The following is a 13,544-nucleotide window of genomic DNA, read 5'->3' as shown; positions in this document are numbered from 1 at the left end:
CATGAAAAAATTGTTTTTATCATTTATATTGCTAGTAGTCTTAGGAGCTTTAGCTGCTTGTGGCAGCTCAGGAAACAACGATAAGAAAAGCGCTGATTCAAAGAATATTAAATTGGGGGCTACAGCTGGTCCGTATAGTGATATGTTGAAGAAAGCGATTGTACCAGGATTAGAAGAAAAGGGCTACAAAGTAGAGATTGTTGAATTTAGTGATTATATTCAACCAGACAAAGCGCTAGATAATGGTGATATTCACGCAAACCTCTTCCAAAACTCGATTTACCTTTCAAGTTTTGCGAAGGAAAATAACATGGATTTATCCGCGTTGATTTCTGTCCCAACGGCACCTATGGGCCTTTATTCAAACACTTATAAATCGCTTGCTGAGGTGAAGGATGGGTCAACAGTTACCCTTCCAAATGATCCGACGAATGCCGCTCGGGCCTTGAATACGCTCCATGATGAAGGTTTGATTAAAATTAATGAAAAGGCAGACCCGATTAAAGTGTCTGAGAAGGATATTACTGAAAATAAGAAAAACTTGAAGTTTCAGCCGATTGAAGCAGGTCAGCTGCCTCGTTCTGTCGATAGTGCTGACATAGCCGCTGTACCTGGAAACTTCGCTCTTGCTGCTAAAATGGACTTGCTTAAAGCGCTAGCGCTTGAGAATATGCTCGATCCTTATCGCAATGTTGTAGCGGTGAAAACAGAAAACAAAGATGCTCAATTTGCAAAAGATATAAAAGCGATTGTCGAGTCTGATGAATTTGAAAAAGTGATAGATGAACAATTTAAAGGATTTGGAAAACCGGATTGGATGAAAAAGTAAATCCAGAACAAACCTCGAAGTCTGAATTCTTCGAGGTTTTTTTGTGTGGACATTTCCGTACCAACTCGTTTATTCTCTCAAGTTTCTTCTATAATATTGGAAAATGACGAAAGTTAACATACTCTCACGAAAACTAGGTTCTATATTCGACGCTTTCTATGAAGTTTCTACATAACATTACAAATTTATTACATTCTGTCCAGTTCCATTGTTATTATTCTCTAACAAACTTAAACTATAATTATATGAATTGGAATAATTTTCTCTAAGAAAAGGTGATTATAGTTTGAAACGGAAAACATTAATATTTACGCTATCGGTTGCTCTTTTAACTACGATCGTGCAAGCAACCCCTACTTTTGCAAGTCCACCTGTTACTCAAGGACAAATCAATCAGACAAAAGGACAAATCAACGAGACCGAAGGACAAATTGAAGAGTTAGAAACAAAGATACAACAACTAGACAATCGAATCATTTTAGGAATGGAAAAAAGCAAACAACTAAACGATGATATTAAAGCACAACAAGGTCAAATGGAAGACACAAAGACTGAAATTGAAAGAGCAAGAAAAGACTTAGAAACGAACAAAGACTACTATTCTACAAGACTAAGAACCATGCAGGCACAAGGGAAACAGTCCATTATCACTTACGCAGAATTTATTATTTCGTCTAAAGATTTTTCTCAGTTATTAACTCGATCTACTGCAGTTATGCAAATTCTTGAAAGTAATACAGATATAATGAAGGCTCTAGCTAAAAAAGAAGAAACCTTAAATGCTGCAGAGCAAAAGCTCGAAAATGAATTATCCCAATTAAAAAAGAGTCAGGCTGAATTAGCTTCTGAACAGAAGATGGTTGAAGCTGATAAACTAGAAATGAAAAAGGTATTGGCCGATTCAAAAAGCGCCTTAAAGCAACAACAAACGGAACTAGCTAAACAACAAACTCAAAAAAATGCACAAGATAAAGCACGACTAGAAGCACAAGAAAAGGCACGGCAAGAAGCACAAGAAAAGGCACAGCAACAAGCACAAGAAAAGGCACAGCAACAAGTACAAGAAGAGGCACAGCAACAAGTACAAGAAGAGGCACAGCAACAAGTACAAGAAGAGGCACAGCAACAAGCACAAGAAGAGGTACGGCAACAAGCACCAGAAGAAGTACGACAACAATCACCAGTAAAGCCAAGACAGCAAGCGCCAGAAAAGCCAAGACAACAGGCACCACAGTCTTCGGTAAACAGCCCATCAGTTTCCGTTTCGCCGACAGTTACAGCGACTAACTCTGACAAGGCAAATGAGTTAATAGCAGCCGCTAAACAATATTTGGGCGTTCCATACGTTTGGGGCGGGTCATCTCCAAGCGGGTTTGACTGCTCAGGGTTCACTCAATATGTGTACCGATATGTTGGTATTAGTCTTCCAAGGGTATCCCGTGACCAACAAGATGTTGGAACCAGAATTTCCCCGTACGATGTACAGAAAGGTGATTTAGTATTTAGGGGTAACCCTGCCTATCATGTCGGCATATATATTGGAGGCGGGAAATATATACATGCCCCGCAAACGGGTGATGTTGTTAAAATTGCTACGTATAATCCGGCTAAATTTACAACTGCATCAAGAGTATTGCATTAGATATAAGTTAATAGAAAAAATAGGCTTGGAGGAAAACTCCAAGCCTGTTTGGTATAGATCAACATGTTTCAGCATATAATTTTGCGTCTAAGCACCGAACTCGGTGAGAAATTGAAGGTATGTGACACCGACTGCGAACTATAAGAAATGGAGTGGTTTTAGAATTTTTTTTGCCGATAATCACATATACTAGAAAAAAGGTGATATAACTTTTTTCTAAGAAGGTGATAAACATAACCACAATTCAAGAAATTGCTAATGTCCTTGCCGGTCTTGAGCATAAATTAGCCCCTAACTGGCTAGAAAATGACATGATCAAAAAGACTTTGGCGATTAGTTATGATTATTGGTTAGAAGATACGGGTATCCCGATGGCATTAAAAGACTTTGTGCAACAATATCTCGAACACGCCGAATATCTCGGTGGGATTTTCTCACCAGATTCTGAAATAAACGATCTCAGTTGTTAATCAGCTGGAAAAATAGAAATTGATCACAAAAAAGCAAAAGCAAGTGCTTAACTGTTCTATTTAAAGAAAGACGATTCGGGCTTCCGAGTCGTCTTTTTGCTTAGTTATCCTGCACGATGGGTTGGTCAAGTACATCCGCATTGACCGAAGTGGTTGTACTTTGACCAGTAATAGTTGTGACATGAAACCCTGTATTTATTGAGCCTGAGCCCTGTGTGTTTTTCGAGGCGCCCTTAGGAGAAATAAACAACGAATTGCCAAATTGAACAATCCCGCTTACTGACTGTATCAATCTTCACTGGAACTGGAAATTCTGACATGGATGAACATCCTTTGCATTTTAATAACTTACTATATGCCAACTTAAAGGGAATGGTTCGAAAGCAAAGACTGCAGATATGATGGATTACTTATTGCTGTTCAACAGTTCGTCATAACATTTTTAACAAACTGTGAACTTATCACTATACCTATGTTGTTTAACAGAAAAAGGGAATATAGTGTAATCATAAAGAACAAACAAAAATTGAAAGGCGGAATGAATTATGATTAACAAATTTTTAAGAGAAAATAAAATCGCTGCCGCTATCTTAACTGTCTTACGTTTATACCTTGGCTATTCTTGGTTTACAGCAGGTTTTCATAAATTAACAGGCGGCTTCGATGCGGCTGGATTCTTAAAAGGAGCTATTGCGAACCCAGTAAAAGGTCCAGATGGTGCAGTCGTATTTGGATGGTATGTTGACTTCTTAAAACACTTTGCCTTACCAAACGTGGATGTGTTTAACATCATCGTCCCTTGGGGGGAAACACTAATCGGCTTAGGCTTAATCTTAGGCTGCTTAACAACAACTGCAATGTTCTTTGGTTTAGTAATGAACTTTAGCTTCTTCTTAGCCGGTACAGTATCTCATAACCCTAGAGACATTTTCCTTGGCTTCATCATCTTAACAGCTGGTTATAACGCTGGAAGAATCGGTTTAGACCGTTGGGTGGTTCCTTTCATCACAAAAATGAGCAAAAAAGGTCCAGATCACGAAAAAGCAAAAGTCACAGCTTAAATTAACATCAAAAAGCAGAAGTAAATAAACCCTAGGGGTTCCACTTCTGCTTTTCTATTTTAAGTCCAAACTCATTTAATGCCATCCGTTATGTCGATTTCATTGATTTTTATTTAAGATGCCAACCTTTATTTTTTTTCACTAAAATTTATTTTTGGATTTTGTTCCAAATCACCTTTTGTTCCATATGCTTTAAGATAAGGGGTGATGTAATGACTGAACAATTTGATCTCGAGACGCTAAAGCACATAAGGAACAAACTTGATTATATTTACTATATCGCCAAAAGCAATTACAATGATAACCCTGAATTAATGGACACGATTGAAAATTTAGCTCAAGTGTCTAACATGTTTACGAATATAAAAATTCAAGAGTTAAGCAAACAAGTCGAAATAACAAGCCCTCAAGGATACATTTTATCAAAACTATCAAACTCTTACTCAAGAATGAAAGAGTATGAAAAACAAAAAGAAACGGATTTCCCAACTTGGAAGCTGTGAAAATTGGGAAAATCGTTGGGTAGGCAGAAGGTTTAATTGACCCGCTGAAAGTGTGGGTCGCAGGAAATACGACTAGAGGTACGGCTGCCGTGACGATCCCGAAAGGAAACTCAGGCAAATAAGTTCTTCTAAGGGGCGGCTTCAAGAGGCATATTCATGTCTTTTGAAGCCGCCCTTTTTCGTATGTTCAAGATTTGGTTATCTTAATTTCTAAGAAGGCTAGTGTAGTAATTTGTGATAATTTGGAATAATCCAGCAGATAATAGTTGGGAAAATTTTATAAATACGACAGAATCCAACACACTGTTATAAAAGTACTAGATATAATAGCTTATATTGAGCAGTATAGACTATTTAATAGATAAATGGATAATTGAAAACGGAGAGTATTTTAGGAGGAAGAATATGAATGTTTCAGAAAGTGATGTTTCGGTTATTGATAAGGAATGGTTTGCGCTAATTTTGGAAGCAAAAGAACTTGGATTATCCGTAGAAACGATCAAGAGTTTTCTAAAACAGGATGAGGTAAAAGGGTATTAAATGATAATTTAATGTGATTGATCGCCGAATACATGTATTCAAAAAGGGACTAATCTTAGTCCCTTTTTTCTGTATTATTGTTCTCTTAAATGCTAATTAAAAGTACCTTCTTTTACCGTTTGTGGCAGTGGTTTTTGCTGCTGACTTAAAAAGAAGAAGACACCGAGCAGGACGAGCAGGCCGCCGACAATTTGCCAGCTGACGAGATGTTCATTTAATAATAGGACCGCTAGAATCGTGGCGCCGACGGGTTCGCCTAAAATACTCATCGAGATCGTTGTCGCATTGACGTAGTTTAAAAGCCAGTTATTGATCACGTGACTGACCGTTGGAACGGTGGCGAGTAACAAGAATATGCCCCATTCCTTGGCAGGATATCCAGTTAAGGAAACTCCTGTTGTAAGGTTATAGATGGTAAGAATAATTGAAGCCGAGAAAAATACGCAAAAGCTATAAAGCCAATGTGATACCTTTTTGACGATCGTCTGACCGATTAATAAGTAACCAACCACTGAGATGACACTGAAAAACGACAGCAGGTCCCCCATGATTGCATCGTTGCTTAAACCGAAATCCCCCCAGCCAATCATCATTGCTCCGATAATGGCAATACCCATGGTCATCAATGCGGACAAGGTGGTTCGTTCCTTGAATAGGAGAAAGCCTCCAAGCAAGGAGACTATCGGCTGTAAGGCAAGGATGATGGTCGAGCTTGCGACGGTTGTTAATTTCAAGGACCCGAACCAAAGGACAAAGTGCAAGGCTAAAAAGAAGCCTGAAAAAAATAAAAAGAACCAATCTTTTTTCATGATATTATTAAATTCACTGCGTTTTTTCCAGACGATGGGAACCATTAAGATACTAGCAAACCACATCCGGTACATACTCAAAATCGAGGCCGGTGCGTCTGACCATTTGACAAATATAGCCGAAAATGAGATGGCAATGATTGAAATGGTCAGCGGCAGCCCAATTGATCGTGACCCTATTTCTTGTTGTTTCATCATATCCCCCTATGCCCTGTAACAGGTCTTTTCTATAAAAATAAAACTTTCGCATCCCGAAAGTCGTGGCAAATATTTTTTATTATACCACATGGTGTCAGGCACCAGCGCTGCAAAAATTCACCTTGGCGAGAGAACTAATTAAAAAACGGGAAGGCGAGGTCAAGGGACAGCTTTTGTTCAGTCACCATGTTGGGTTCCTTCTAAAAAAAGAGGTTGTGAAATTGCCTTGATCTGCCATTGACGAATGTTGTGGTGTTCTATATGATATGAAGATGAGAATGCCCGTACTTGCGGGAGAGGTTCATAGCTGATACCCTCTATAAAAAACTATGGATACATGACTTTAGGCCATGTCCATACTGGACGTGGCTTTTTTGTGGGATCCTTTTAGTTTGAGAAATAGAGCTGCTATGGGAAACTCTACTCTAGTGAAGTGTCGGGACAGATTACAAGGGGGTTTTTGTATGTCTGGCAGAAGCCATGAAGAAGGTTTAAAGGATTTAACTTTATTAGGTAATCAAGGGACTACCTATTCATTTGAATATGCTCCAGAGGTATTGGAGGCGGTCGATAATCTTCATCCGGATCGTGATTATTTCGTGAAATTTAATTGCCCGGAGTTCACTAGTTTATGTCCGTTGACGCGCCAGCCGGATTTTGCGACGATGTATATTTCGTATGTACCGGATCAAAAGATTGTTGAGAGTAAGTCATTGAAGTTATATCTTTTCAGTTTCAGGAATCATGGAGATTTCCATGAGGATTGTGTGAATATCATCATGAATGATTTAATTAAGCTGCTTGACCCAAGATACATTGAGGTTTGGGGGAAGTTTACTCCACGCGGCGGGATTTCAATTGACCCATGGTGTAACTATGGGAAGCCGGGAACTAAGTACGAGGAGATGGCAAATTTCCGTTTAATGAACCATGATCTTTATCCGGAGAAAGTGGATAATCGATAGAAAAATGAGGCCGGGATTCCGGCCTTATTTTTTTTGTTTGGGTTACCATACGTAATCGTTATGGTCATCATCCTGATAGTCATAGTCTTCATCATCTGTTCGTCTGTTTTCGAGCCATTCATCGTCGATTATTCCGCTGAACATGGTTTCATTTTGAACCTCTTCACTATTCCATTCATTATCGATCATATTTCCACGAAGATTCGGGTCGTTTGTCATCTTTTTTTCACCTCCTCTACTATCATTGCCAATTTTCTCGTGACTATAATAGTAATGGTAGGGATTAAAAGAAAGAGTGTGATATTGAGGGGCAGATTCGAAAGGATTCTTTCCATTGAAAATTTCTACATTAAGCGAGACCCTATTGGAAAAAATTGAACTAGAAGAACCGATGACTGTTGAAGAATTAGAATCGATCATAACTAGTGCGGAAGGAAAAAAAGTAATAAGTGAAGATAATAAATTGGCGGCATTTTTTGAAAGGAAAAGTAGAGGGCAAAAACAAGAAGCTGCTGCTGCTAAACTCAAAAAAACTCCAATCGCTCAACAGGGTGAGCCTAAGATATCACGCCATCGCATGATCATAGTTGGTGGAGCAGTCTTGGTTGTGCTGATTTTGGCCGTTTATTTTCTATTTTAAAAATAATCCTCAGGGAAACCCGAAACTCTAGAAAAGGGGCAGGACTTGCATGTTATATTTTCTATTAGATTTATTGGATGCGATGTTCACTGGTTCAACCACTGGTTTGGATACGAGAAGAATTGACCGTAATATTGAGCAACTAAAACAACAAGATTGGTTTAAAAAAATATATAATGATGAGAAATATCGCCGTTTGTTTTATGTTAACAGGCATGTGAGAGGTTATTTACAAAGCACGAGGCGTGTTAAAAAGATTATTCGTAATCAAAAGGCTCAAAAAAAGTTAATGGTCTTGCTTAATAAACAAATTCAAAACTCTGGTGCCTGACACCACACGTTGGAGGGGAAATTCTATCCGTGACAAGGCTTAAGGTGAAACGAATCAAGCGTTTAGTTAGGATTCTCAAAGCGCTAGAAAAAAGGAGAAATAAACTAAACTGCTATAAAAATATGAAGCCATTCCATCAAAGATAGGTTTGCCTTGATTGGTGCACCGTAAGTAGACTCCGTGTCCCTGATGCAAAAAGAATACCGATTAGATCGAATCCCATATCAAACATTCTTCCATCACGAGAGAAGTATAATTGCAGGATTTCAGTTAGCAAAGCAAAAGCAATAGCTAGAATTAGAATGTATGCTTTTGAATGGAATTTAGTTTGCAGTAAAAATGTCAGAATGAGAAAGGCAAAGACATGCCCACATTTTTGAATCAGGAAGTCGCGGCTGAGCTCGAGCGGTAAGGGTAATAGCAAATCAGAGAAATTCGGATGACCGACCCACTCAAAGCGGACTTTGCCAGATGTAATTAATTCAGAAAAATCGGCGGTACAGGTCAAAATCAAGATTGCAGCTGCCCATAATAAAATAAATATTCCGCGCATGGTGAGACCTCCCTTTTTATATCATTGTGGTCTCGTTTTTTCGGTAATATACCAAATCGAGGGGGCGGAATTAACTATCTGACAAAGGAAAAGACCTCTTCTAAAAATAAAAGAGGTCTTTCGTTTGGGGAAATCATCCAAGTAAGTCACTGAAATTGGGGAAGACAATCAGGGAAGATGCTGGAGTTGTTGCTTCTCTAGCTATTAATTATCCTGAATGGATCATTTTTTCATAGAGATTTAGAATGGCTTGCCCGTATGTGGTACCTGGAACAGCCCATTTTCCGTTTAAAGCGGTCCATGTGGGAGCAGATCCTCTGTCGACTAGATGAAAGCGGGGATCAACCAATGGATATTGATCTGGTAGTGGCTTCGCTGTCGCATACGCATACAAGTGTTGAAGTTGTGCAAGGACACCTTCTTCTTGATTTTCAAAGCTTGCTCCGCGAGTATCTCCTCCAGTTGCTCCTATCCCTGAGTAGTTGTTTTGTTCATGGTTGACGACTCCGGTAAACCGAAAATAGTCTGTTTCGTGGATGGCTTGTGCAAAGGCGACATCGCCTCTAATGCCGTAATATTTCCCTAACGTTTGGTAAAACTGGCCTAATTCCGGCGCGTTAGGATTGACCTTTTTCACAAATTGATTCATCTGTTCCGGAGTTAGGAAGGTCGGACCGAAAATGGTAAATTGACCGGGGTCGGCGATGATGGGGAGTTCCTTTGCACTGTTGGCTGGAGCCGGACTTGGTTTCGTGTTCGTGCCGCCTTTCAGATCCGTTTCTTTGCTGGTGGTTGTGGCTGGTTTTGCTGTTGTTGTTTTACTGGTGCTTGTGGTTGGTTTTTGGGTAGCTGATTTAGTAGTCGTTGCACTGGCTTTTTCAATAATTATGAAGGCATCCTTATATCCTGCTTTTTCGATTTCTTTGAGACGTTTTTCTGCATTTGCGTTGGTCGTATAGGTTGCAACTTTCACTCGGTACCAGGTTGCTCCAGATATTTTAGTGGTAACAATTGAAGAATTAATGTTTTTCTTTTTCAGTTCAGCTACCCTGTCTTGTGCATTTCCTTTGGATTTATAGGATCCGACATAGACTGTGTAAACTGTTGTTGAACTAGATTGGGGTGTTTTCGGTGTAGTTGTTGTTTTCGGTGTTTCCTTCGTTGCTTTGCGTTTCAGACCAAAGGCCTTTGCAATTCCGTTGACATGGCCTTGAGCTACTTTTTGCTGCCAGGATGAATCTTTCATCAATTGGGCGTCATGTTTATTACTGATAAAGCCGTTTTCCGTTAGGATTGCCGGCATATTTGTTTCTCTAATTACATGGAAATTGGCCTTTTTTTGTCCGCGGTCTTTTAACTGATTCACTTTCATCACTTCGGCATGAATGATATCTTGGACTGTGGCTGCTCTACTTGAGTTAGAGGCGCCATTGTATATAAAATCCTCATATCCTTGGGCTGAACTGTCAGCGGAATTGATGTGAATAGCCAGGAAAAAGTCTGCTTCCCAGGCGTTGGCTTCGCTTGAGCGCTGTGCTAAGCTTTTGGTGGTATCGCTTGTACGACTCATCTTCACTTCAACATTTTCATAATCCTTTAGGATGGTATTTCGTATTTTAAGCGCAATAGCTAGGGTAATATCTTTTTCATCTAGGCCATTCCCTTGGGCTCCGGGATCATCACCGCCATGACCAGGGTCTAAATATAGCTTCATGCTTACTCCTCCATTTCATTTAAAATACGTTCATATATAGGGTATGGGAAAAAGTTTAAATTTGTTCGGGTTTTCTGTCCAGTCGCTCAAGTATGAATTGTTAAATATAAAAAATCATACAAAAGACCTCCCCTGATTTTTCATGTAAGAGAAGGTCTTTTGTATGATATTATTACTTTTAAACGCTTGTCCTTGTGTGGAGGACAAATGTCCACGTATAGTGCCTGACACCAGTAATTGACCCAATATTTATTCCGCAACAAGGAAAGCATCGTTGATTCCGGCTTTTTTTACTTCAGCTAAGCGGTCTTCGGCATTTTCTCGATTGGAAAAGGCTCCAGCTTGAACTCGGTACCATGTTTCGCCGGCTATCTTTGTGGTATCTACGAATGATTCGATGCCTTTTGCCTTTAGTTGGTCTGCTCGCTCGTCCGCATTTTCTTTTGATTTGAATGAACCGGCGATTACTTTGAAGAGCGTTCCGGAATCTGGTGTATCTGGTTTGGGTGGGTCGTTTGGTTTCCGTTTTAAGCCAAAGGCTTTGGCAATTCCGTTGGCGTGACCTTGAGCTACTTTTTGGATCCAAGAAGACTGTTTCATTAATGCGGCGTCGTGGTCGTTACTGATAAATCCATTTTCCGATAGCAGTGCTGGCATGTTTGATTCACGTAACACATGAAAGTTAGCCTTTTTCTGGCCGCGGTCTTTCAGTTGATTCACTTTCATGACTTCGGCATGGATGATGTCTTGATACTGGGCTGTCTTAGAAGTGTCAGATAAGCCGCTGTAAATATAATCTTCATATCCTAGGGCTGAACTAGGTCCGGAATTGATATGAATGGCTAAGAAAAAATCTGCGCCCCATGCATTGGCCTCACTCGATCGCTGACTTAAGCTTTTGGTGGTATCACTGCTCCTGCTCATTCTTACGTCAATGTTTTCATAATCATTTTGTAAAATGGAACGTAGTTTGAGCGCGATAGCTAACGTCACATCTTTTTCATCTAATCCATGACCTTGGGCACCTGGGTCTTGTCCGCCATGACCTGGATCTAAATAAAGCCTCATTTCATCCTCTCCATTTCTAAAAATTGATTATATATCCATGTTATGTCAGTATGGACAAATAGGTTAGGTGCTTGTCACAGTAATTATTGCAAGATGTCACCAACGGTTGATTTTCTTAGTTATCGAAAATGTAATTGTACCAGTCTTTCGGTAAGAAAGAGAGGTCTTAAGTGACCGGAACCTCCATCTCCTATTACGTTCTATATAGAAAAAAGTCGGCAAAAGGGACACGGTCAGAGAAAATAAATATGGGATGATTTATTTAAATAAAGTTGATTAATGCTATACTTGGGGAACGGATTTGGTTTCTGAAAGGAGTTAATCATCTTATGAAGTATTTGAAATCACAAATGCAGCAGCTAATTAAGGATAATAAAGAATTGCATACACGTTTAAAAGAGTTGAAAGTAGAACACGGGCTTGAGAAAAATACTGCCCTAAAGGCATTGTACCATTCAGAAGTGGCAGACGGCGGGAAGTATCAACTGGCGTACCAAGCACTTGATCTTCCTAAAAAATAGGAAACATAAAAAGAGTGTCAGGCACCAATTTGGTGCCTGACACTCTTTTTTGGATGGGAATAAATTACTGAAGATAAATTTGGATAGTTTCACGAATCCAGCTCCAGCGCCTAGGGGCTCGGGGTCATAAGCCAAGCCGTCCTGAAGGTTAAAAAGCAACCTTCACGCCGGCTCGTCTTAGGCCTGTCGCCCCTGAACCAGGCGCTTCCGCTTTTTATTGTTTAATGCTGTAAAAATGCTAATTGGATGAAGAAAAGGACTGCGAACACGTATAGCAATGGATGGATTTCACGCCACTTCCCTTTAACTAACTTTAAAAGCGGGTAGCTGATGAAACCAAGTGCGATCCCTGTTGCGATGCTTGATGTGAGCGGCATGCTCAAGACGGTCAAAAAAGCAGGGAAGGCTTCATCCAACTCGTCCCAGCGGATTTTTGCTATGCTTCCCATCATTAGACTGCCGACAATGATTAATGCCGGTGCGGTAATCGCAGAAATCCCGGAAACCGTACTAACCAGTGGACCAAAGAAAGCGGACAGGATGAACAGGATCGCAACCGTTAGGGAAGTTAGACCAGTTCGTCCTCCTGCTGCTACCCCTGACGACGATTCAATATAGGCTGTTGTTGGGCTCGTCCCAAACATTGCCCCGACTGCTGTACCAATTGAATCGGCAAGTAAGGCTTCGCGGGCCCTTGGCAGCTTGCCGCCTTTCATTAAACCGGCTTGGTTGGCGACACCAATCATCGTACCCGTCGTGTCAAAAATGGTCACTAGAATGAAAGAGAAGACAACAGCATAAAGGCTATGCTGAATTACGCCAGTCAGTGCTGTCACTGGATTAGCAATAATTAGTCCCTCTGGCAGAGTGGGCAGCGACATAAAACCTTTACTGAATTCCAGCTGGCCCGTAAAGAAAGCGATGAGCCCGGTAATCACCATTCCAAAAAATATCGCCCCGTTGACTCGAAGCGCCATTAATACAAGTGTGATCGCCAGTCCTGCTAGCGCTAAAAGGGCGGAAGCTGAATGAAGGTCGCCGAGACCGACAAGGTTTGTTGGATGTGCTGTAATGATTTTTGTAAGACGCAGACCGATAAAGGCAATGAACAAACCAATTCCTGCAGTAATCCCGTGTTTAAGGTTTTCCGGGATGGCGTCAATTAATTTTTCCCTAAGGGGAGTTAACGATAAGATGACAAAGATAACACCAGCAATAAAAACAGCAGCAAAGGCAGTTTGGTAGGTTATCCCCTGATGGCCGCCGACAACAGAATAGGCGAAGTAGGCGTTAAGTCCCATGCCTGGGGCAATGGCGATTGGATAGTTTGCAAAAAGCGCCATCCATAGTGTGGCGACGACTGCGGCTATGATGGTTGCGGTGAACACTTGCCCAAACGGAACCCCTGCATCGGCAAGAATGACTGGATTTACCACGACAATATAGACCATCGTAAAAAAGGTGGTGATCCCTGCAAGCAGTTCTGTTTTTGTATTGGTATGATTTTCTTTTAATTTAAACATAGTTGTTCCTCCAAAATACGAACGTTTTAATAAGACCTAAACTATATTATTCGCTTTTAGATGAAAATTCAAGAGTTTCCTCTTAATTTGTTTCATTTTTGTAACAGATATGATGGTGCCTGACACCAAAATGCACTTCAGAGGACTAAAAAAGAGAACCATCCCGTGCCTTATATG

The 13,544-nt window shown here is 40.3% G+C and carries 17 protein-coding genes; 10 read left to right on the top strand and 7 right to left on the bottom strand.

All coding sequences use genetic code 11. The annotated features are described in order from the left end of the window. Nucleotide 1: 1 nt before the first annotated feature. From CCK98_RS28730 to CCK98_RS28720, 3 genes are all read left to right on the top strand, one after another. Entirely contained in the window at nt 2-829 is an 828-nt protein-coding gene (locus tag CCK98_RS28730; protein ID WP_088089721.1) for a MetQ/NlpA family ABC transporter substrate-binding protein, read from the top strand. Between the two features lie 286 nt (nt 830-1,115). After that, a complete protein-coding gene (locus tag CCK98_RS28725; RefSeq protein ID WP_088089720.1) occupies nt 1,116-2,471 on the top strand; it encodes a C40 family peptidase in 1,356 nt (451 codons plus the stop codon). Nucleotides 2,472-2,695: 224 nt separating this feature from the next. Further along, on the top strand, nt 2,696-2,941 hold the full coding sequence (locus CCK98_RS28720; RefSeq protein WP_088089719.1) for a hypothetical protein: 246 nt from the start codon (nt 2,696-2,698) through the stop codon (nt 2,939-2,941). 100 nt (nt 2,942-3,041) lie between these two features. Here the strand turns inward: CCK98_RS28720 and CCK98_RS28715 are convergent, their stop codons facing one another. Beyond that, the gene (locus CCK98_RS28715) at nt 3,042-3,233 is read right to left on the bottom strand and encodes a spore germination protein (RefSeq protein ID WP_088089718.1); all 192 of its coding nucleotides are present in this window, start codon (nt 3,231-3,233) and stop codon (nt 3,042-3,044) included. A 253-nt stretch (nt 3,234-3,486) separates the two neighbouring features. On the opposite strand from CCK98_RS28715, the gene CCK98_RS28710 reads away from it, so the two are divergent. From CCK98_RS28710 to CCK98_RS28700, 3 genes are all read left to right on the top strand, one after another. Then, on the top strand, nt 3,487-4,002 hold the full coding sequence (locus CCK98_RS28710; protein WP_088089717.1) for a DoxX family protein: 516 nt from the start codon (nt 3,487-3,489) through the stop codon (nt 4,000-4,002). A gap of 212 nt (nt 4,003-4,214) precedes the next feature. Then, on the top strand, nt 4,215-4,505 hold the full coding sequence (locus CCK98_RS28705) for a hypothetical protein (protein ID WP_088089716.1): 291 nt from the start codon (nt 4,215-4,217) through the stop codon (nt 4,503-4,505). A gap of 405 nt (nt 4,506-4,910) precedes the next feature. Continuing rightward, nucleotides 4,911-5,045, top strand: a complete 135-nt coding sequence (locus CCK98_RS28700; RefSeq protein WP_088089715.1) for an anti-repressor SinI family protein — start codon at nt 4,911-4,913, stop codon at nt 5,043-5,045. A 92-nt stretch (nt 5,046-5,137) separates the two neighbouring features. Here CCK98_RS28700 and CCK98_RS28695 read toward each other — a convergent pair whose 3' ends face one another. After that, nucleotides 5,138-6,049, bottom strand: a complete 912-nt coding sequence (locus CCK98_RS28695) for a DMT family transporter (RefSeq protein ID WP_088089714.1) — start codon at nt 6,047-6,049, stop codon at nt 5,138-5,140. Nucleotides 6,050-6,516: 467 nt separating this feature from the next. On the opposite strand from CCK98_RS28695, the gene queF reads away from it, so the two are divergent. Next, nucleotides 6,517-7,017: a preQ(1) synthase gene (gene queF, locus CCK98_RS28690; protein WP_088089713.1), complete on the top strand. Its 501-nt coding sequence runs from the start codon at nt 6,517-6,519 to the stop codon at nt 7,015-7,017. Between the two features lie 42 nt (nt 7,018-7,059). Here the strand turns inward: queF and CCK98_RS35720 are convergent, their stop codons facing one another. After that, nucleotides 7,060-7,236 carry a hypothetical protein gene (locus CCK98_RS35720; protein ID WP_179195961.1) on the bottom strand — a complete coding sequence of 59 codons (177 nt, stop codon included), beginning with the start codon at nt 7,234-7,236 and terminating at the stop codon, nt 7,060-7,062. 115 nt (nt 7,237-7,351) lie between these two features. On the opposite strand from CCK98_RS35720, the gene CCK98_RS28685 reads away from it, so the two are divergent. Both CCK98_RS28685 and CCK98_RS28680 read left to right on the top strand, forming a co-directional pair. Continuing rightward, on the top strand, nt 7,352-7,657 hold the full coding sequence (locus tag CCK98_RS28685; RefSeq protein ID WP_088089712.1) for a hypothetical protein: 306 nt from the start codon (nt 7,352-7,354) through the stop codon (nt 7,655-7,657). Nucleotides 7,658-7,706: 49 nt separating this feature from the next. Then, nucleotides 7,707-7,988 (top strand): hypothetical protein, encoded by a 282-nt coding sequence (locus tag CCK98_RS28680; protein ID WP_088089711.1) that lies wholly within the window; start codon nt 7,707-7,709, stop codon nt 7,986-7,988. 136 nt (nt 7,989-8,124) lie between these two features. Here CCK98_RS28680 and CCK98_RS28675 read toward each other — a convergent pair whose 3' ends face one another. The 3 genes from CCK98_RS28675 to CCK98_RS28665 form a co-directional block, all read right to left on the bottom strand. Continuing rightward, nucleotides 8,125-8,541, bottom strand: coding sequence for a VanZ family protein (locus CCK98_RS28675; RefSeq protein ID WP_088089710.1), 417 nt, complete (start codon nt 8,539-8,541; stop codon nt 8,125-8,127). A 208-nt stretch (nt 8,542-8,749) separates the two neighbouring features. Next, on the bottom strand, nt 8,750-10,255 hold the full coding sequence (locus CCK98_RS28670; RefSeq protein WP_088089709.1) for an N-acetylmuramoyl-L-alanine amidase: 1,506 nt from the start codon (nt 10,253-10,255) through the stop codon (nt 8,750-8,752). 249 nt (nt 10,256-10,504) lie between these two features. Beyond that, the gene (locus CCK98_RS28665) at nt 10,505-11,323 is read right to left on the bottom strand and encodes an N-acetylmuramoyl-L-alanine amidase (protein WP_088089708.1); all 819 of its coding nucleotides are present in this window, start codon (nt 11,321-11,323) and stop codon (nt 10,505-10,507) included. Between the two features lie 329 nt (nt 11,324-11,652). Here CCK98_RS28665 and CCK98_RS28660 point away from each other — a divergent pair, with 329 nt between their 5' ends. After that, nucleotides 11,653-11,844: a hypothetical protein gene (locus CCK98_RS28660; RefSeq protein WP_088089707.1), complete on the top strand. Its 192-nt coding sequence runs from the start codon at nt 11,653-11,655 to the stop codon at nt 11,842-11,844. A 221-nt stretch (nt 11,845-12,065) separates the two neighbouring features. On the opposite strand, the gene CCK98_RS28655 is transcribed toward CCK98_RS28660, so the two are convergent. Next, the gene (locus CCK98_RS28655; RefSeq protein ID WP_088089706.1) at nt 12,066-13,367 is read right to left on the bottom strand and encodes an NCS2 family permease; all 1,302 of its coding nucleotides are present in this window, start codon (nt 13,365-13,367) and stop codon (nt 12,066-12,068) included. Nucleotides 13,368-13,544 lie beyond the last annotated feature (177 nt).

This window comes from Bacillus sp. OV166 (genome assembly GCF_900177675.1).
Lineage (GTDB): Bacteria > Bacillota > Bacilli > Bacillales > Cytobacillaceae > Neobacillus.
This window is presented reverse-complemented; position numbering and strand designations above follow the sequence as displayed.